Origin of the sequence: Clostridium yunnanense (genome assembly GCF_016595795.1) — a bacterium.
Classification (GTDB): Bacteria; Bacillota; Clostridia; order Clostridiales; family Clostridiaceae; genus Clostridium_AR; species Clostridium_AR yunnanense.
In genome coordinates, this window is the sequence record NZ_JAENHN010000048.1 from 132,427 (window position 1) to 151,536 (window position 19,110).

Consider the following 19,110-nt stretch of genomic DNA (forward strand, 5'->3'; position numbering starts at 1 on the left):
GTTCTATCTAATAAAACTAAGTGATATTTCTATTAACTATTAATTGTAACAGGATTATCAGATATAGATTTTATTTAAAAATAGTTTATCTATAACTACATTATATCATCTATTGCTTGCTTTTCCGGATCATAATTGATAACCTTTTTTACAGATTTCATAAATGCAAAACTTATAATAAATAAAAGAGTTGCTGCGAAGCTTCCACAAATAACCTGCTTAGCTCCTAATATTGCTCCGAGTAATCCTCCTATGACCATACCTATTGGAGAAAGTGCTTGAGTAAAGGTACCAATAAGAGCAAATACTTTTCCTCTCATATCCTGCGGAATAATAAGCTGTGCCGTCGTATTTAACAAAGTATTAAGTACAGCATTCAGTGCTCCAGTTATAAATAGCAATATACAAATAGCATATATATTCTCAGTAATAGGAGCAATCATAGCCATAGCCATACTTATAATTCCACTACTCAGAAAAACGAAAAATTTGTTTTTGGGTGCTATCTTTATTATAGATAAGGTCAACATTCCAGATATCATTCCTAGAGTAAATATTCCCATAGCAAGGCCGTACTTTTTCGCATCTAAACCAGGTGTTGAATTAAAATAAGGCATTAAAAGAATGAACCCTACTTGTGCAAAAAAGTTTATAAGACAAGCTAATATGATAATATTTCTTAAACCTTTGAACTTAATTGAGAATTTAAGTCCGTCAATAAAATCTTCCTTAAAATTAGATTTTTCTTTTTTATGAACAACCGTGGGAACCTTTAAGAATATCTCCATAAAACCAGAGAAAAGATATGAAAATCCATTTAATAAAAACATTATCGGAGCTCCTAGAAGTGAAAATATTGCTCCTCCTGCCATTGTTCCAACCAAATTGGCACCTGTATTGGACATTTGATAACTAGAATTTGCTTGTAGTAATTTTTCCTTCGGCACTAAGTCTGGTAGCACTGAGCTTATACTTGGTCCGAAAAATGCTGAACATATTCCAAGTATTATGCCAGCAATCAATAGCATCCACACCGAACCTATTCCCTTATATATAGCAAATCCAACTAATACAACTGCTGCACCTCGTATTAAATCTGCTAATATAATTATTAGTTTTCTGTTTGCTCTATCAACCCACACACCTGCAAAAGGAGATATTAGAACTCTTGGAATCATTGTAGCAGCCATGATGGTCCCCATAAGAGCTGAGGACCCAGTAACTGCCAAAACCCAAAACCCTAATGCAATTTCATAAATTGCATCTCCGAAACAAGACACAAGCTGCCCTTGCCAAAGTAAAAAGAAGTTTTTATTCCAAAGTTTTTCTGTGCTTTTAGGAGCACCTTCATCTGTAGTATTGGAATATTGAATTTCTTTTATTTCTTCACTCATAACGCTTTCTCCTATTTAATAACTATTAAAACATTATCACATCCAAGAGATTCTACCTTCGTATAAATAGTCTCTCTTATTTTTAACACTGTATATTACCCAAATTATATTTTAATCTGATTTTTTACAATTGCTCCATCTAAAATCGTTATATCTTCACTGTATTCTACTGTATCTATCTCACATCTTTCACCAATAGTTATATTTTTGCCTCTTACAATACTAGCTTTAGTTGCCTCAAGATATATGTTATCTCCTTCTATGGAATCACATATTAGTCTACTTTTGCTAAAAGAAGCAAATCTTATAAAACTCATAACAAAGGAATCCTTGGATCTAAGTCTCACTTCGATTTCCTTTCCTCCGATTTCATTAGTTTTACATTCTCCACCTGGATTTATTTCAATCTTTTCTGCATTTAGCATCTCACCAATATTAAATGCACCATAGCAGGTAAAATGTTCTGCTTCACAATTACCACCTATTCTTACTCCACCAAATATCTTTATATTATCACCTTTTAAATTGCCGCCAACTTTAGAATCTCCTGATATTTTTAACTGTCCTACAGATAAGTCTCCACCTATTTTTGAATCTCCACTGATCTTCATCTCATCGCTAGTTATATTACCATTAATAGATGAAGATCCTGATACTGAAAATAATGAACTTTTTACATCTCCTTTTATCGATGCATCTCCACTTATTTTAAACTCCTGACATAGAACATCTCCAACAACATTAGATGAACCTGAACATTTAAAATCAACACAATCTAAATCACCATTGATCTCACCTGCACCACTAATCTTTACGGAATTAAACTTTCCTCCGCCAAACTTACCTGATCCTGATATCTTTAAATCTGATCTATCACTATAATAACTTCTCTCCATTATTAAACTCCCCTTTTCTATAATTGAACTTGCTCTATAACTTTGCTGCTTGGATCAATAGATATAGTATTATGATATTCAACTCTTTGAATAGTACATTTTTTTCCTATAACTACGTCAGTTCCTCTTACAATTCTAGCTGTAGTTGACTCTAAATATATATCGTCTCCTTCAATAACATTACAGTCAAGTTCATCAAGAGAGTAATTAAATATAGCCTTTGTTATTTTAGATAGAATTCCTACACTCCAGTTTCCAAGTCTCACCTTTATACTTCTTCCACCCATTTCAGAAACTTCACACTTACCACTAATTTCAACTAGTATATTTTCACTATTAAGAAGACCACCAATCTTGAACGCTCCAGAACATTTGAAATCTTCTGCTTCACAATCTCCAACTATACTTGTAGCTCCTTGTATATCAATAGTTTCACCAGTAAGATTTCCACATACTTTTAAGCTTCCTTGTATATTGCTTCTCTTACTATTTAAATTCCCACCTATCTTGCCTGCTCCACTTATGCTGCAAGCTTCAGCCTCTACATTTCCTGTACATTTAGTAGCGCCACTAACGTTATAGGTTACAGTCTTTACATTGCCTTCAAATTTTGCTGCACCAGCTGCCTCAAATTCAACACAATCTATATCTCCGTTAATCTTTGATGCTCCACTAACCTGTACTTTATTAAATTTACCACCACCAGAGCTACCAGCTCCGGAAATTTCTAGGTCCCCTCTATCCTCATAATATCTATCATTCATAATACCCTTAACCTCCTATACTAAATTAGTAATTACTTTTTCTGAAAAACTGCTTAAGTTAACTCTTTCTAAGACCTTACCATCACCCAATATAATATTTGCTGAATCTGCCAATATTCCTATTCCTACTCCCATTTTTCTAACGAATACAAGTTCATAATCCTTTTCTTTTATATTACTATAATTCTCTATTAATCCTTTTATTGTAAAATTAATTTCATCTAAATTCAAATTACCTTGTTCTAACAAGTATTTATATAATGCCAAGAAAACTATGTCATCTCCACTTAACTCATCTTTTAAAACGAAGCTATTTTTGTACATATCTAGAACATGCTGTGTAACAATGTTTCCTTTTAATATATCTTCTATATAAAATTTAGAGGATATAGAGCTTCCTTGAAATCTTTCTGCTAGGTCATCTAAGGAAACATCATCTTTCATCTCAACTATTCTATTTATTCTATCTAATATTTTATCCTTAGGAAAGTAGGTTTCTTGCCCTGTAAAAGAGGACTTCTTTATAAACCACTCCTCAGGTATTAAGTTCTTTCTTTTCCATCTATATAGCTGACCATAAGATATGCCAGTAAGTTCTAATAATTCTTTTTTTGATATCAAATTTTCTTCCATTTTCATTCCTCCTTGAATTTAGTATAACAAAACATTGTTACGTTAGCAATACTTATTTCAAAAAAATATTAAGAGCCCCCATCTTTATTTTGATGGGGGCTCTTAGCAAACCTACAGAACTACATTACTCGTATGAATCTTTCATAAATATAATACAAATTACCAAAGGCTGAAAATGAATGTAGTTATATGTAACGTAAGTAAAACATTGTTTTATTATTTATCTTCTTTGTTTATTCTATCAAGTACCATATTATATCCGTCACTACCATAATTCAAACATCTATTAACTCTACTTATCGTAGCAGTACTAGCTCCAGTATCACCGGCTATTTCAGTATATGTCTTCTTTTCCTTAAGCATAGCTGCCACTTGTAGTCTCTGTACTAAAGCTTTTATTTCATTTATTGTAGCTACATCTTCAAAAAATCTATAGCATTCTTCTATATTCTCTAAACTTAATATAGCTTTAAAAAAGTAGTCCATATCCTCACTTTTTAGTTTTGATTCATAATTGCTCATGTAATCACCTCACATCAGTATTTTAACACCTTATACTGAACTTTACCATATGTTTTAGCAATTGGTTATAATTTTATTCATTTATCACTTTACAACTTTATTATATTAAAGTATAATATGATTATCAGTTACTCAGGAGGATGTTAATTATGAATAAAATTGTTAAGAGATTATTATCAGTTGTAGCTATTACAACTATTTCATTATCATTAATAAGTTGCGGACAAACTAAGAAAGACTCCACTTCTAATGCTGTTTCTAATACTATAGTAGTTGGACTAGATGATTCTTTTCCACCAATGGGATTTAAAAACAGCAAGGGAGATCTTCAAGGTTTTGATATAGATATGGCAAAAGAAATAGCAAAACGTACAAATAAAGAAATAAAGTTTATGCCTTATAATTGGGACGGTATAATACCAGGCTTAAAGCAAAAGAAATTTGATGTAATAATTTCTGCAATGAGCGTAACACCAGAAAGAGAAAAAGAGATTTCATTTTCAACTCCATATTTAAATGAAAGACAAGTTGTTGTAGTAAAGAAGGATAACACTTCTATAACTTCACCAGATGATCTTAAGGGTAAAATAATCGGAGTTCAAAAAGGTAGTACAAGTGAAGATGCTATAAAAGATACAAAGTCTACTTTTAAAGATACAAAACTATATGATGAAAACATTGCTGCGCTTCAAGACTTACAAATCGGTCGTATAAATGCAGTTGTAGTAGATGAATTAGTTGCAAGATACTATATAAAAGAAAAAGCTGACACTTACAAAGTTTTAGATAAATCAATTGCTACAGAACCTATAGCTATAGGGCTTAGACAAGAAGATAAAGATCTTAAGACTACTTTTGATAAAGTAATAAAGGAAATGCAAGAAGACGGAACTCTTGCAAAGATATCAAAAACTTGGTTTGGTGAAGACATTACATCTTCAAAATAATTTTTATTATTTACAGAAAGGTTGTTTTTTATGAAAGTCGAAATCATTTCAACATATCTTCCAATATTATTGGAAGGTTGTTTAAGAACAATAGAACTTACCGTTATATCAATTTTATGTGGATTATTATTAGCTTTTATAGTTGTTTTAATGAAGCTTTCAAAAAATAAAGTACTAAAATCAATAGGAACATTCTATACTTGGTTCTTTAGAGGAATTCCCTTAATGATTCTACTTTTCATAATCTACTTCGGACTTCCGGAGGTAAATATAACACTTACTTCATTTGAAGCTGCTATATTAGGACTAAGTATAAATATATCTGCATATGTAGCAGAAGCTATAAGAGGCGCTATGTTATCAGTAAATAAAAATCAATGGGAAGCTGCCCAAACTGAAGGACTTAACTTTATACAAACTGTATTTTATATAATACTTCCACAGAGTTTAGGTCGTATGCTTCCAGCTATTGCAAATGAATTTATAGCACTGCTTAAAGATACAGCTTTAGTGTCAACTATAGCTATGACAGATTTGATGAACAATGCTCAACATATGGCAAATGTATCTTTTAGACCTTTGGAGATATTTTTCATGGCATCAATAATGTATCTTATAATGACAACCTTCTTTACTACAGGTTTTAAGTTTGTTGAGAAAAAATTTGCCCTAGCTGATTTATAATATAAAAAGATCACTGAAGTACCTTCAGTGATCTTTTTGCGCATAATCATCAGCAAATCAAATGCCTAATTTTAAAAATACAGAATAAATCCTGCATTTTATATGTTTTATTTATTATTGTTATTCATTTCTTCATGTTTAAATTGCTCGCTTTTTACAGTAACATAAACTCCAACTATTGCAAATGCAGCAAGGAAAACAACAACTACTGTAGTCATAAGATCCATTCCGCTCACCTCCTTAATTTTACAAAATGAGCTAAAACTTTAAATCTACACACATTCTCATTATTTATGGATGTACCACTTCGTAATAAGATTTATATTTTCAAATTCTCCTCTCAGAATCCAGAGGAGTTTTGAAAATGCATTTCGGTTCGAACTGGTACATCTATATCAAGAAAACATTAATAGTTTTATTTTATCACAAAACTTGAAATCATTACATCTTGTTATTAAAGTTAAAGCTTAAATTATATTCCATATCCCTTTTAATTAAATCTTCTATTGCTCATTATCACGATCACCCGAAGGATTTGTCATAGTATTTAATCCAGTGGATTCTAACTTATCATATACAACCTTAGTGGGTACTAACCATACCTCACCAGTTCCTTTATAGACATTAAGAAAGCCTTCTCCACTTGTTGTTGAACCAATAACCGACTTGGAGGACTTTTCCACTGAAAACTCTATTCCCCCTGTTCTTAATATAGCAAAATTGCCATCAACCTTCAATGTATCATTTGAAAGCCTGCATTTAAATATTTCATTTTCAGGAACCGGTATTTCAACAACCACAATTCCACTACCACTTATCTTTGTTTGAAATAATCCCTCATTACCTAATAACATTGAAGATATAGACTTCTGCATGGCTGAACCTATTTCTACGGTATCTTCACAAGCATAAAATACTCCATCATCAACAATTACCTCTTCATTTTCCAATTCTAATAAAGCGTAATGTCCAAATGAAGGTTCTAAAAATATTTCTCCTGTTCCTTCGTATCTAGGCTTAAATAAAGTTTCTCCAGTAAGCTTGCTATTAATAAGCTTTTTGCCAAAGCCTAGAACACCACCTACTTTATTTTGAAGGTCTATATCCCCCTTAAGATAACTTAGCGCGCCAGATTCTAGTTTTACAGCACTATCTTCAAGTATTATTCGAATTTGCTTAAGCTTTATTCCAGCATCCTTCATAAACTTAAACTTTATAGCTGAATCTACATTGTTGCCTCCAGTTAATTCATCAAACTCTAGTATTTGAAAAACTGAATCTCCAGCCATTTCAGCTAATTTTGTAAGCTTATTTGTTATGTTTAATGAAGTCCTCATTTTTCCCCTCCTTTGTCTATAATCTACTTCCTTTATTACATATATCCTGCATTGATCAGATAATCATCAAATAGCAATTTTATATACAGTATCTATGAATGTACCACTTCATATTGAAATGTACCAAATAACTAATTTATCCAATTACAAATATAATACCATAAATTTCAAAAGATATGTATATAAAAAGTAGCTGGATAGCAAAAAACACTATAAAGTTCTAAGTAATCTAGAACCTTATAGTGCTTATAAAAATCTCTATTTAAAAATATTATTTATATTCCTTTGAAGCTTCTTCACCACTTAATACTCTTATTGTTCCTTGAGCAAGTGCTAGAAGTTCATCTTCTCCTGGATAAACCACAACTGGAGCTATCCAACCTACATTGCTTGTTATTGTATCTGTAACAACTTTACCGTATGCAATTCCGCCAGTAAGTATTATAGCATCTACCTTACCCTTAAGTACAACAGCATATTCACCAACAGCTTTTGAAACTTGATACATAAATGCATCATATATTAGTTTTGCTTCCTTGTCACCTTCTGCAGCAGCATTTTCTACGTCTCTTGCATCATTTGTATTTAAGTAAGCAACAAATCCGCCCTTACCAACTATCTTCTTATATATTTCATCTTGTGAGTACTTACCACTGAAGCATAATCTTATTAAGTCACCAGATGGCACTCCTCCAGATCTCTCAGGAGAGAATGGGCCGTCTCCATCAAGAGCGTTGTTTACATCAACAACTTTTCCATTCTTGTGAGCTCCTACTGAAACTCCTCCACCCATATGAACAACTATTAAGTTAACATCTTCATATGATTTTCCATTTTCCTTAGCGTATCTTTTAGCTACTGCCTTTTGATTTAGTGCGTGGAATTTACTCTTTCTAGGTAGTTCTGGAACTCCTGAAAGTCTAGCAACTTCTTCTAATTCATCAACAACAACTGGATCTACTATGAAAGCTTTCTTTCCTATTTCTTTAGCTATTTCATTAGCTATTATTCCGCCAAGATTAGAGGCATGTTGACCTTGAACACCATTCTTTAAATCCTCAATCATAGCTTCATTTACTTCATAAGTTCCTCCAGCCATAGGTTTTAGCATTCCGCCTCTTCCTACTACAGCATCTAGGGTACTTATATCAAAATTCTTTTCCTTCAATACATTTACAATTACATTCTTTCTAAATTGAAATTGATCATATATTGTAGCATATGAATCTATTTCTTCCGCAGAATGTCTAAGTGTTTCTACAATTAATTCTTTTTCATCCTCGTAAACACCTATTTTAGTTGAAGTTGAACCTGGGTTAATTATTAACATTTTATAAGCCATTATTTTTTTCCTCCTTGAAGAATATCATATGGAAATAAGTATAATTAAACTATAGATAATATTTTTTATAAATATTATTTAGTGTTAGCTACTAATGCTGCTAAAGCAATTGAGTTTACCTTTGTTTCGAAACTATCTGCTCTTGAAGTTAGTATAACTGGAGCTGCAGTACCAACTAGTATTCCACCATTTCTAGATTTTGATGTCATAGTTAAACATTTGTACATAACATTTGCAGTTTCTATGTTTGGTAGTAAGAATATATCTGCTTTTCCTGCAACAGGACCAGTAACATTTTTGTGATGCGCTGCTTCTTCTGATAATGCATTATCAAAAGCAAGAGGTCCATCTACTATACAACCCTTTATTTGTCCTCTGTCATTCATTTTTGCAAGTAGTGCTGCATCTACTGTAGCAGGCATATCAGGATTAACTACTTCTACAGCACAAATCGGCGCAACCTTTGGCAATTCTAATCCACAAGCATGAGCAACTTTAACCGAATTATTTAATATATCTATCTTAGCCTTTAGGTCTGGATATGTATTAAAAGCAGCGTCAGTTAAATATATTAATCTGTCTATTCCTTCAATCTCAAATACAGCTACGTGAGACATAAGCTTACCAGTTCTTAATCCAACCTCTTTATTAAGTACACTTCTTAAGAAAGTAGCTGTATCAACTAAGCCTTTCATAACCATATCAGCTTTTCCCTTTGCTACTAATTCAACCGCATAAAGAGTTGCCTTCTTAGGATCTGGTTCATTAATAAGATCGTATTCCTTTAAATCCATCCCTATTTTATCTGCAAGTTCTCTTATTTTAGCTTGATCTCCGACTAGGATTGCATCAGCTATTCCTCTTTCTTTTGCTGCCTTAATTGCTTCAAGAACAGGTTCATCTTGTGCTACTGCTACAGATACCTTTTTCTTTGTTACTTCTTTTAGCTTTGATAGTAATTCATCAAAATTTTTACTCATTTATTCCTGCACCTCTTCTTATTTTTAGTTTGGCATAAAAGCCATTCTACTTCATAAGCTTATGTAATTTAACTCTATCACATAAGTTAAAAAAGCTATATTTTTTGTTAATTTTATAACAAATTAGTTTATAAAAATTATATACTAGTTAAAAATAAACTTAATTTACGTTTCAAAATTTTGAACATAATGTAATTATATCACTTTTAAGCTGTATATAAATAAATATTATATAAAATTAATATTTTGTCATAATCACTAAAATTCAGTGTATATGGAACAAAACAGACTAGCTTTTCATATAAGAATAATTAATTCCTATTTAAAAACTTTTAATAAAGATATATATTTATCAAAAATATCCTTTATCAACATTTTAACAAAAAAAACTTCTAAAATAGAAGTTTTCTGAAAATTTATAGAAATTTTTTTTATTTTTTATTTATTATATATCTGTTCAACACCGTTTTTGAAACTTTCAATCGATATCCTGTCAATAAAGTCACCTAACTTTTCGCCAAATTCAGCTTCTTTATTATAGAACTCATATATAGCTTCTACCATATTGTAAGCCTCATCATCTGAAAGCTTTTCTGCTATTATATGCGGTAACTTAGGGTAAAACCCAGCACTTCCACCTACAGTAACAATATATCCTTCTTTATCTCCAACAACAGCAATATCTTTTGAATATGCACTAGTACAAGAATTTCTGCAACCTACAACTGCTATTTTAGTTCTATTTGGTGCTGCTGCTGCATAAAATCTTTTTTCTATTTTCATTCCAAGCTTTAGTGAATTCTGCTTAGCTCTTTTACAAAAAGACGCTGGACAAAGCTCAACATTTTTTACTGAGTAAGCAGATACTACTCCTGGCTCCATGCCCAGTTCCTGCCAGGCACCCTCAACGTCCTCTGCTTTTATCCCAAGTATTGCTATCCTTTGACCGGAGGTTATCTTTATTGCACCATTATATTTTTTAGCTACTTCAGCGAACTTTATAAGATCTTCTGGTTTTATAAATCCTCCAGGAATTCTTGGAGTAATTCCATAAGTTCTAATATCATTCCTCACCTTTTGAAGTGTTGCAAATTTAGGTTGTTGTATCATAATTATTCCCCCATTTTATCTATATATTCATTCTTTGCGAAGCTCATTCAAAGTATCGGATGGAGTAACACCTTAATTTCATTATAATATTTAACTCAACTATATATTAAATGGACCAAACTCTTTTATTATACTCTCAGCTACCTTTAATCCATCTACTGCAGCTGATACTATACCTCCAGCAAAACCAGCCCCTTCTCCTGCAGGGTATAAACCTTCTAGTGATACACTCTGCAAATTTTCAGTTCTCTCTATTCTAACTGGAGCCGAAGTTCGTGTTTCTATTCCAGTCATAACAGCACTACTATCAGCAAATCCTTTAATTTTTTTATCGAAATTTACAAGTCCATCCTTAAGAGCTTCTGTAACATATATAGGCAAACATTCCTTAAGTTGAACAAATTCATAGCCTGGCTTATATGAAGGAGTAACAGTTCCAAGCTTAGTACTTATCTTATCATTTAAAAAATCTCCTACAAGCTGAACTGGGGCAACATAATTTCCCCCACCAATTTTATAAGCTAGTTCCTCATAATGTCTTTGAAACTCCATCCCTGCTAGTGGTGAATTATCTTGAAAATCCTTTGGACCAACTGTTACTACTATTGCTGAGTTAGCATTTTCTTTATCTCTTGCATGATAACTCATTCCATTTACCACTAGCCTTTTCTCCTCAGATGACGCTGCAACAACCTCACCACCAGGACACATGCAGAAAGAATAGACAGATCTATCTATCTTCTCACTGGAATGTGTAAGCCTATAATCTGCAGCTCTTAGTCTTGGATGCCCAGTATACTTTCCATATTGATTAAAATCTATCAGCGATTGAGGATGCTCTATTCTTACACCTATTGCAAAAGGCTTTTGAGCCATTGCTACTCCTAAAGCATTAAGCATCTCATATGTATCTCTCGAACTATGTCCAATTGCCATTATTATATTTTCACAAGGTACTTCATTACCGTTAACTACAATAGCTCTTATCTTACCCTCTTTTTGAATTATATTTTCAAGTTTTGACGAGAAATGAATTTCACCACCAAGAGCTTTTATTTGTTCTCTTATATTTCTTACAACTACTTTTAATATGTCCGTTCCTACATGGGGTTTACCCATATAGGCTATTTCTTGAGGTGCTCCTGCTTTTATTAACTCATCAATTACAAAATCACATCTTCTATCTTTAATTCTTGTAGTAAGTTTTCCATCAGAAAATGCTCCTGCTCCGCCTTCTCCAAACTGTACATTTGACTCTGTATTAAGCTCTCCAGTGGCCCAAAATCTTTCCACAGTTTCTGTTCTTTTATCCACAGCCTCTCCTCTTTCAAAAACTAATGGCTTATAACCATTCTTAGCTAAAAGAAGCGCTGCGAATAAGCCAGCTGGCCCCATTCCAATAACAACTGGTCTGCTTTTCATAAGCTTATTTCCATGTACTACTTCCTCAGTAGAAGTACATTCCTCAAACTTAACATCTTTATCATTTATTTTATTGAATATTGACTTCTCATTCTTATGTTGAAAATCAACACAGTAATTAAATTTTATTATATCTTTTTTTCTAGCATCAATAGATTCTTTTATTATTCTTAAATTCTCTACCTCATCTTTAGAAATCTTTAGTTTCTTTGCTATTTTATTTTTAAGCAATGACATATCTTCATCTATATCAAGTATTATATTATTTATCCTTATAGGCATGCATTTTACCTCCATCAACATAAGGTCTTTGACTATTAATTTTAACAAAGGATTACAACAATATCAACTGGTGTTTTATAGATATAAAGATGTACCACTTCGAACCGCAATCTATTTTTAAAACTCTCACGGCTTCTGGTGAGAGGATTTAAAAATAATAAACTTCATTACGAAGTGGTACATCCAAAAAAATGAAGCTCATAAATTTGCAAATTATATACAAACCTATAAGCTTCTTTGATAATCGCTAAAAAAATATTCATATCATGGCAAAAATATTCGTTACTGTTTCTTAGTAAGTACAGCTTTAACTTTATCGCTACTTTGAGATACTATTTTTATCTTATCACTACTATTGCTAATAACAATTGGAATAGTATTCTCCCCTTCTTTAGCTCCTGATAAATCTACCTCTGCCTTAATACTATCTGATTTGAAGGAACTTACATCATCTTCTAATCCACTAATTCTGACAGTTATCTTTTGTGGATCTATAGTAGATTGAAATCCTTCAGATATATTCTTTGAAGAAATAAGTACTTCTATATCCTTTGTTGTATATTTGCTTAAGTTAAACTTTACCTTAACCTTGCTAAGGTTATCAGCCACCCTTACATTTTGAGGTATCTTTAGATTAGCACTTACTTCCTTTGAATCATTTATTGAAGACAAATCAACAGCCTCTGTATCTATTCTGCTAATTCCACTCAATATTGTGTCATCACCAACAAGTTCGACTTTTTCAGTTGTAGAACCAAAATCTTTCATAACAAATCCAGCAGGTAAGCTCCCCTTTGTAACAACATTTATCGGTACAACTTTTCCCTTCTTTACAGTTATGGAAACCTCGACATTTGTAGGTGTTACCTTTATCTCATCTACAACTTTACCTGAATCATTTATTGCTTTTATAGGTAAGTTTAATGTGGTATCCTGTTCGATATTTTTAAGTTCATTACTTACAACTAAACTTTTCACACTATTTACATATTCTCCAGGTCCAGCTATAACAGCATTTGTAGGTTTTAGAGCTGGAGAGTCTGCATAAGTTCCAGTTTTGGTAGTAACCTTTATCTCTGATTTTATTGGTATGCTCTTTTCTACATAATCATCCACTTTGATGGTAACTAGCAAAAAACTATTATTTTTTATATTAATATTAGATGGGTAATTAACAATATCAACTCTTATTCTATTTTCACCTTTTTTTAGAGCGTATGATGAAAGATCAACGCTAACTTTAAATTGTGAGGGTGTAACTTTGTACACTTCACTACTAGGCCCTTCTAGATTTAAAGTCACGTAGAAATCTTGATGAGGTGATAGAGCTAATTTAGACTCCTTTAGTGCCTCTGCATTAAGAAGCTCCACAGGTACCTTCTCTAACTTATACTCTCTAGTAGGGTTTTGCACGTTAGAAATATAAAGCCATAGCCCAAAGGAAAGAATTAGGCATACTATCCTTATAACTATTTCTGCCTTTTTATCCTTGTTATCCATACCTTCACCTTCTCTCCTAAAGTCTTTACCCTCTTTTCTCTCCTATTTATCATAATACGTATTAATATACTTTTTAATTTATCCTTGTCATAATTTCTAGTAAGTCTTCCATTTACCGCTAAGGATATAGTGCCAGTTTCTTCTGAAACTATTATTATAAGTGCATCTGAAGTTTCTGAAAGGCCTATTCCAGCTCTATGTCTAGTACCAAGTTTTTTGTTTATAGTTGTATTATTGCTTAAAGGTAGTACACAACCAGCAGCTACAATTCTATCATTTCTAATTATCGTAGCTCCATCATGCAAAGGGGTGTTAACTACAAAAATATTTTCAATGAGAGCTGAAGATACTTTAGCATCTAGTTCAGTACCATTACTTATCACTTCGCCAAGCCCCGTACTTTGTTCTATAGCTATAAGCGCTCCAGTTGCTGTATCAGCTAAATTCTCAACAGCATTAACAAGCTCTGTTATAACTTCTTCTAACGCCTCATCATCCTGCATTACATGCAAATCATCAAAAGCACTTCTTCCAATATGTTCTAGAGCTCTTCTTATCTCCGGCTGGAATATGATTATAATTGTTAAAACACCAATTGTTATTGTTTTACTTAAAATGAAATAAAGCATATCCAATCTTAGAAGATAACTTATTGGTAGTAATGCAACTATTAACGCAATACCCTTCAATAATTGTTCTGCTCTTGTTTCCTTTATCAACATATATCCCTTAAAGAAAATATAAGAAACTACTAGGATATCCAAAACGGACCATATTGATATATTTTTTATTGTATTAATTATCATACTAAAAACTTCTTGCACTTCTGTCACCCCTAATATCCTAATCTATTAAAATTATACACCAATTATACCCCTCATATATATACAATCGTAATAAAATTTGTATTTTTTACTATTTTCATTATAGTAATATTTAAAAATTTTTAGAATATAACTAAATTAAAGATTCAATTGTAGCATTAACCAATAAACTTGTATTTCAAAAGCATATTCATATGAGAAAATGAGGAGGTACCTTAAATGATTGAAACACTAAAAAAATACAATAAACATATAATAATTTCTGCTGGAGCAATTTTAATAATTGCTATATCAGTTTATTTCTTGTTTAATAATTTTCTCTATCCAGAACGCAAGCAATTAGCAGATATAAGCGCCACTATCGTAAGTATAAACGAAAACTTAAAAAAGCCAATTGTTTCTTCATCAATGGATACTGAGCTGGCCATAAGCACTCTTACAGATAATTTGTCCAAGCTATTAAAAGAAAAAAATAAACTTGAACAAATAAAACCTTCAGCAAAGTATAAAGATACATATGAAAACTTGTCTTTGGGATTAAATAATAATATGAAACTCTATGAGCAAACCTTAAATATAATGAAAAATCCTTCTTCAAAAGATATACAAGCATCTCTTCAAAATTTAACTAAATATGAAGAGGATTGTATAAAATACTACAAGCTATGTAAAAGTAATGGAGTGAAAGTAAGTCTTAGTCCAAGCTTCTCGAGCTTCTTTTCTAGTGTATCTAGTTATGTAAATCAATTAGTAAAATTAAATAGAGACTCTGATATAAAGACTAGCCAAAAAAACGACTTTTTAATCGCATTTGATGACTGTATCAAAAATTTTTATCCTTTAAAAGAAGACCTAAGTGCGGCAGTAACTAGAGCTCAAGATGAAAACCGCTCTCTTTCAGGCATACAAAGCGATGTTGCCAATAAAATTGTTCAGCTAGAGAAATTAAAAACTTCCTTATACGAAATTTCAGTTCCTTCTGACGGAGTTGAATGTTTTTCAGATTTTGAGGAAACTTTAAAGTCATATGATACTTATATTTCTACTTTATCTGAGGCACTAAAATCACAATCCAACCAAGCTGAAAAGCTTAAAGACGCTTTTTCAAAGTACGATGATATGAATTCATCATATAAAAATTTTAATAAAAGTTATGATGATTATAAATCTAAAAATTAAATATGTATGAAAAATATACCTTTGGATACAATATGCTGAGAGGGTAAAAACCAAAGGAGGTTTTTTATGAGTAAACTTAAATGCTGTATTTTCTTCCTTTTTATCTTTTTAACCTTTGACAGCGTTAGTGTATTTGCAAATGAATTAATAAATTATTCTCCTATAAACGATGGCCCTAAGATTATTATGAGTAAGGATATAAAAGAAAATAATATAAAGTTTTATGGAAGAGGAGTATCAAACGAATCTAGCGAATTATACCATGAAAAGGAATCAGTAGTAGAAGTTTTTAACTATCAGAATCGTCACTTGTATCTGACAGATGATGATATTTACTTGATGTCTCAGGTAGTATTTGCTGAAAGTCACGGGGAACCATACGAAGGAAAAGTGGCAGTTGCATCGGTTATACTTAACAGAGTTACAAACCCTAGTTTTCCAAATTCAATTGAAGGTGTTATAAAACAGAAAAATGCCTTTTCATGCGTGAGAGATGGAAAAATTTCTGTAACTCCTAACAACGAATGTCGTGATGCTGTTATTGATGCAATAAAAGGCAAAGATCCTACCAGTAATGCATTGTTTTTTTACAACCCTCAAACAGCAACTTGTAGTTGGATGAAACAAATAGATAAAAAGAATATGAAAACTATTGGAAAACACGTATTTTTTCAAACAAAAAAGTAAGAGATGATATCATCTCTTACTTTTTTGAATCAATATAGGCAACCGCACTGAGTGCTGCAACTTGGCCTTCACCTGCCGCTTTAATATACTGGTATGGTTTTCCAATACAATCACCAGCTGCAAAACATCCATCGATATTTGTTTGCATTAACCTGTTTACCACTATATGATCTTCAGATACATCTAATCCTGGTACAAGCTCAGATGGTGAAATGCTGTCTTTAAGAACAAATACCCCATCAGTAATCAATTCATCTCCATTAAATACTATCTTCTCTACCTTTTTATCGCCAACTATTTCTAAAGGCTTCTTATTTAATATTTCTATGCCTTCTTTAAGATCATATTTCCCTTTGTACATAGGTATATAATACACCTTAGCTGCAAGTTCACTAACATAATTAGCTTCTTCTTCAGCCTCTTTATTGTATCCAATTATACTAACTATCTTACCTTTATAAAGCGGAGCGTCACATGTGGCACAATAGCCTACACCATTACCTAATAACCTTTCTTCTCCAGGTATAGGTTTTGTATATTCTACACCGGTAGCTAGTATTATTGATTTTGCTTCATACATCTTTTCATTTACCATTAAAGTAAAGTAATCTCCCATTGCATAGATATTATTTACTTTTTCTTCTGTAATACTAATTCCCATTGTTTGAATATGATTTTGAAAGTTTATCTTCAATTCATTTCCAGTTAAATCATAAAAGCCTAGATAATTGTTAACCTTTGGAGCTTTAGATAACTTAGAACTAAGTTCCTTATTTCCAAAAATTATTATATTTTTATTTCTTATCTTAGCGTTTATTGCAGCTGAAAGCCCTGCTGCACCTGTTCCTATAATGGCCACATCATATCTATCCATCTTTCATTCTCCTTTGAAAGCTTATAAAAAACTTCTAAAACCATTGAAATTTGTAGGTTTTGCTAGCTGAAAAATTTTATGCTTTCCTTTACGGTAAAATACTTACCAATTTAGAATTAAGTCTTTGTAACGAAGTACTTTATTATAAATTCCTATTAATCATATTTATGAAATCATTTTTAGGTCTAAATCCAGTAATCTTATTCACTTGATTTCCACCCTTGAAAAGTATTATTGTTGGTATACTTGATATATCGTACTTATCCGCTAATCCAGGATTGCTATCTACATCTACTTTAACAAATGTCACATCTGTCATATCTTCAGAAAGTTGTTCTAAAATCGGAGCAATCATTTTGCACGGGCCACACCAAGTAGCCCAAAAATCTACTAATACTAATTGACTATTTTGTAATACAATTTCATTAAAATCCTTTTCTTCCACGTGCTTAACCATAAAAGTTCCTCCTAATTATATACCCCTAATAGGTATTTATAACTATATTATATATTCTCATTGTAAAAAGTCAAACATATGCAATTATTTTTCAAATGTTCCTTTTACTATAATATTCTTTTTATCCATTAATACTTTCCCTTTAGCAATTACAGTATCTATATCAAGTCCTTCTCTATCTAACAAAACTAAATCTGCATCCTTACCGGCTTCTACTCTTCCTTTAGTAGGTAGCTTTAATATATCCGCAACATTTGATGTTATTACCTTTATAGCTCTCTCAAAAGGTATTTTCTCTTGTAATATAGCATTTCTAACTTCGCTATATAATGAAGATACTGAGCACATTCCAACTTCTGTAGTACCTGTTTCCTCATCAAACAGAGGTAAACTTCCGTTACCATCAGAAGAAAAGGTTATATGGTCATCTGGTAAGCCTTGATCTAATGCTATTTTTAAGCCTTTGCTAGGAGTCAATTCGCCTTTTGCCATATTATTAGCATCAAAACTGGTTGTTAAATCTATGTATCCACCTTTTTGCACATACCTTATACCATCTTTAAATAACTCACCATTTCTATTGATATGTGTCGGTAGTAATTGATGAGGATGTATTTCAGTTTGTTCTATAAGCCTAAAAAGATAATCTAATTTTCTGGTTCCATCACCAAGATGAATATTAACTATACCAGCTTTACCAGATAAAAGCCCACCAACTCTTGATTCTGCAACCACATTTACAAACTGATCATAGGTAGGTTGTGAACTTCTGTGATCTGAAATCGCTACTTCTCCTACACCTATTACTTTATCTAGAAGCATTAAATCACCCTTTATATTTTGGGTAACAGTTTTCACCGGTATTTGGTATGAACCTGTATAACAGTACGTAGTTATTCCCTCTTCATCTAGTGCATGAGCTTTTGCTAAAAGCGATACCATGTTTCTGCAAACATCATCTGTTCCAACACAGCCAACTAAAGTTGTTATACCTGCTCTAACAATTTCACTAAAAGGCAATTCTGGAGTTCTTGTTTTAAATCCTCCTTCACCGCCTCCTCCCATTATATGTACATGACAATCCATGAATCCCGGTACTAAAACTTTATTACTTCCATCTATTACAAATATGTCTACGAAATTATTAGGTATATCTACGTTTTCATACACACCTTCAATTACACCACCAGTTATAACAACATCTTTTATTCCTAAAGGCGCTGGACTATACACATCAACATTCTTTATAACAGTTATCATAAAATCCCTCCTATCT

Annotated in this window: 19 protein-coding genes; 4 read left to right on the plus strand and 15 right to left on the minus strand. The window is 31.9% G+C overall.

The window, feature by feature from the left end; genetic code table 11:
- Positions 1-95 precede the first annotated feature (95 nt).
- The 5 genes from JHL18_RS17885 to JHL18_RS17905 form a co-directional block, all read right to left on the minus strand.
- The gene (locus JHL18_RS17885) at positions 96-1,394 is read right to left on the minus strand and encodes an MFS transporter (protein ID WP_200271749.1); all 1,299 of its coding nucleotides are present in this window, start codon (positions 1,392-1,394) and stop codon (positions 96-98) included.
- Positions 1,395-1,498: 104 nt separating this feature from the next.
- Positions 1,499-2,290 (minus strand): polymer-forming cytoskeletal protein, encoded by a 792-nt coding sequence (locus JHL18_RS17890; RefSeq protein WP_200271751.1) that lies wholly within the window; start codon positions 2,288-2,290, stop codon positions 1,499-1,501.
- Positions 2,291-2,307: 17 nt separating this feature from the next.
- Positions 2,308-3,054: a cell shape determination protein CcmA gene (locus JHL18_RS17895; protein ID WP_200271753.1), complete on the minus strand. Its 747-nt coding sequence runs from the start codon at positions 3,052-3,054 to the stop codon at positions 2,308-2,310.
- 15 nt (positions 3,055-3,069) lie between these two features.
- Complete coding sequence (locus JHL18_RS17900; protein ID WP_200271755.1) at positions 3,070-3,687, minus strand: DUF4004 family protein; 618 nt, start codon at positions 3,685-3,687, stop codon at positions 3,070-3,072.
- A 216-nt stretch (positions 3,688-3,903) separates the two neighbouring features.
- Positions 3,904-4,209 carry a YerC/YecD family TrpR-related protein gene (locus JHL18_RS17905; RefSeq protein WP_200271757.1) on the minus strand — a complete coding sequence of 102 codons (306 nt, stop codon included), beginning with the start codon at positions 4,207-4,209 and terminating at the stop codon, positions 3,904-3,906.
- A 149-nt stretch (positions 4,210-4,358) separates the two neighbouring features.
- Here JHL18_RS17905 and JHL18_RS17910 point away from each other — a divergent pair, with 149 nt between their 5' ends.
- Both JHL18_RS17910 and JHL18_RS17915 read left to right on the plus strand, forming a co-directional pair.
- Positions 4,359-5,156 (plus strand): amino acid ABC transporter substrate-binding protein, encoded by a 798-nt coding sequence (locus JHL18_RS17910; protein WP_200271759.1) that lies wholly within the window; start codon positions 4,359-4,361, stop codon positions 5,154-5,156.
- Positions 5,157-5,186: 30 nt separating this feature from the next.
- Positions 5,187-5,840, plus strand: coding sequence for an amino acid ABC transporter permease (locus tag JHL18_RS17915; RefSeq protein WP_200271761.1), 654 nt, complete (start codon positions 5,187-5,189; stop codon positions 5,838-5,840).
- A 503-nt stretch (positions 5,841-6,343) separates the two neighbouring features.
- Here the strand turns inward: JHL18_RS17915 and JHL18_RS17920 are convergent.
- The 7 genes from JHL18_RS17920 to cdaA form a co-directional block, all read right to left on the minus strand.
- Positions 6,344-7,177, minus strand: coding sequence for an AIM24 family protein (locus JHL18_RS17920; protein WP_200271763.1), 834 nt, complete (start codon positions 7,175-7,177; stop codon positions 6,344-6,346).
- Between the two features lie 271 nt (positions 7,178-7,448).
- The gene (gene buk, locus JHL18_RS17925) at positions 7,449-8,519 is read right to left on the minus strand and encodes a butyrate kinase (protein ID WP_200271765.1); all 1,071 of its coding nucleotides are present in this window, start codon (positions 8,517-8,519) and stop codon (positions 7,449-7,451) included.
- Positions 8,520-8,593: 74 nt separating this feature from the next.
- Positions 8,594-9,499 carry a phosphate butyryltransferase gene (ptb, locus tag JHL18_RS17930; protein WP_200271767.1) on the minus strand — a complete coding sequence of 302 codons (906 nt, stop codon included), beginning with the start codon at positions 9,497-9,499 and terminating at the stop codon, positions 8,594-8,596.
- Between the two features lie 438 nt (positions 9,500-9,937).
- A complete protein-coding gene (locus tag JHL18_RS17935) occupies positions 9,938-10,609 on the minus strand; it encodes an NAD(P)/FAD-dependent oxidoreductase (RefSeq protein WP_200271769.1) in 672 nt (223 codons plus the stop codon).
- A gap of 99 nt (positions 10,610-10,708) precedes the next feature.
- The gene (locus JHL18_RS17940; protein ID WP_200271771.1) at positions 10,709-12,313 is read right to left on the minus strand and encodes an NAD(P)/FAD-dependent oxidoreductase; all 1,605 of its coding nucleotides are present in this window, start codon (positions 12,311-12,313) and stop codon (positions 10,709-10,711) included.
- A gap of 282 nt (positions 12,314-12,595) precedes the next feature.
- Positions 12,596-13,813, minus strand: coding sequence for a CdaR family protein (locus tag JHL18_RS17945; RefSeq protein WP_200271773.1), 1,218 nt, complete (start codon positions 13,811-13,813; stop codon positions 12,596-12,598).
- Positions 13,783-14,619 (minus strand): diadenylate cyclase CdaA, encoded by an 837-nt coding sequence (gene cdaA, locus JHL18_RS17950; RefSeq protein WP_207753055.1) that lies wholly within the window; start codon positions 14,617-14,619, stop codon positions 13,783-13,785. The genes JHL18_RS17945 and cdaA overlap by 31 nt, the downstream gene beginning before the upstream one ends.
- Positions 14,620-14,856: 237 nt before the next feature.
- Between cdaA and JHL18_RS17955 the strand changes: the two genes are divergently transcribed.
- Positions 14,857-15,816 (plus strand): hypothetical protein, encoded by a 960-nt coding sequence (locus JHL18_RS17955; protein ID WP_200271777.1) that lies wholly within the window; start codon positions 14,857-14,859, stop codon positions 15,814-15,816.
- 66 nt (positions 15,817-15,882) lie between these two features.
- Entirely contained in the window at positions 15,883-16,503 is a 621-nt protein-coding gene (locus tag JHL18_RS17960; RefSeq protein ID WP_200271779.1) for a cell wall hydrolase, read from the plus strand.
- Between the two features lie 16 nt (positions 16,504-16,519).
- Here JHL18_RS17960 and JHL18_RS17965 read toward each other — a convergent pair whose 3' ends face one another.
- The 3 genes from JHL18_RS17965 to iadA all read right to left on the minus strand — a co-directional run bounded on the left by JHL18_RS17965 (position 16,520) and on the right by iadA (position 19,094).
- Positions 16,520-17,377, minus strand: a complete 858-nt coding sequence (locus JHL18_RS17965) for an NAD(P)/FAD-dependent oxidoreductase (RefSeq protein ID WP_200271781.1) — start codon at positions 17,375-17,377, stop codon at positions 16,520-16,522.
- A gap of 142 nt (positions 17,378-17,519) precedes the next feature.
- Positions 17,520-17,834, minus strand: a complete 315-nt coding sequence (trxA, locus tag JHL18_RS17970) for a thioredoxin (protein ID WP_200271784.1) — start codon at positions 17,832-17,834, stop codon at positions 17,520-17,522.
- A gap of 84 nt (positions 17,835-17,918) precedes the next feature.
- A complete protein-coding gene (gene iadA, locus JHL18_RS17975) occupies positions 17,919-19,094 on the minus strand; it encodes a beta-aspartyl-peptidase (RefSeq protein ID WP_200271786.1) in 1,176 nt (391 codons plus the stop codon).
- Between the last annotated feature and the right edge of the window lie 16 nt (positions 19,095-19,110).

What these genes read in the sequence shown, in the direction of transcription:
- JHL18_RS17885 (WP_200271749.1), bottom strand. Translation starts at nt 1,394, where the DNA reads ATGAGTGAAGAAATAAAAGAAATTCAATATTCCAATACTACAGATGAA.
- JHL18_RS17890 (WP_200271751.1), bottom strand. Translation starts at nt 2,290, where the DNA reads ATGGAGAGAAGTTATTATAGTGATAGATCAGATTTAAAGATATCAGGA.
- JHL18_RS17895 (WP_200271753.1), bottom strand. Translation starts at nt 3,054, where the DNA reads ATGAATGATAGATATTATGAGGATAGAGGGGACCTAGAAATTTCCGGA.
- JHL18_RS17900 (WP_200271755.1), bottom strand. Translation starts at nt 3,687, where the DNA reads ATGGAAGAAAATTTGATATCAAAAAAAGAATTATTAGAACTTACTGGC.
- JHL18_RS17905 (WP_200271757.1), bottom strand. Translation starts at nt 4,209, where the DNA reads ATGAGCAATTATGAATCAAAACTAAAAAGTGAGGATATGGACTACTTT.
- JHL18_RS17910 (WP_200271759.1), top strand. Translation starts at nt 4,359, where the DNA reads ATGAATAAAATTGTTAAGAGATTATTATCAGTTGTAGCTATTACAACT.
- JHL18_RS17915 (WP_200271761.1), top strand. Translation starts at nt 5,187, where the DNA reads ATGAAAGTCGAAATCATTTCAACATATCTTCCAATATTATTGGAAGGT.
- JHL18_RS17920 (WP_200271763.1), bottom strand. Translation starts at nt 7,177, where the DNA reads ATGAGGACTTCATTAAACATAACAAATAAGCTTACAAAATTAGCTGAA.
- buk (WP_200271765.1), bottom strand. Translation starts at nt 8,519, where the DNA reads ATGGCTTATAAAATGTTAATAATTAACCCAGGTTCAACTTCAACTAAA.
- ptb (WP_200271767.1), bottom strand. Translation starts at nt 9,499, where the DNA reads ATGAGTAAAAATTTTGATGAATTACTATCAAAGCTAAAAGAAGTAACA.
- JHL18_RS17935 (WP_200271769.1), bottom strand. Translation starts at nt 10,609, where the DNA reads ATGATACAACAACCTAAATTTGCAACACTTCAAAAGGTGAGGAATGAT.
- JHL18_RS17940 (WP_200271771.1), bottom strand. Translation starts at nt 12,313, where the DNA reads ATGCCTATAAGGATAAATAATATAATACTTGATATAGATGAAGATATG.
- JHL18_RS17945 (WP_200271773.1), bottom strand. Translation starts at nt 13,813, where the DNA reads ATGGATAACAAGGATAAAAAGGCAGAAATAGTTATAAGGATAGTATGC.
- cdaA (WP_207753055.1), bottom strand. Translation starts at nt 14,619, where the DNA reads ATGATAATTAATACAATAAAAAATATATCAATATGGTCCGTTTTGGAT.
- JHL18_RS17955 (WP_200271777.1), top strand. Translation starts at nt 14,857, where the DNA reads ATGATTGAAACACTAAAAAAATACAATAAACATATAATAATTTCTGCT.
- JHL18_RS17960 (WP_200271779.1), top strand. Translation starts at nt 15,883, where the DNA reads ATGAGTAAACTTAAATGCTGTATTTTCTTCCTTTTTATCTTTTTAACC.
- JHL18_RS17965 (WP_200271781.1), bottom strand. Translation starts at nt 17,377, where the DNA reads ATGGATAGATATGATGTGGCCATTATAGGAACAGGTGCAGCAGGGCTT.
- trxA (WP_200271784.1), bottom strand. Translation starts at nt 17,834, where the DNA reads ATGGTTAAGCACGTGGAAGAAAAGGATTTTAATGAAATTGTATTACAA.
- iadA (WP_200271786.1), bottom strand. Translation starts at nt 19,094, where the DNA reads ATGATAACTGTTATAAAGAATGTTGATGTGTATAGTCCAGCGCCTTTA.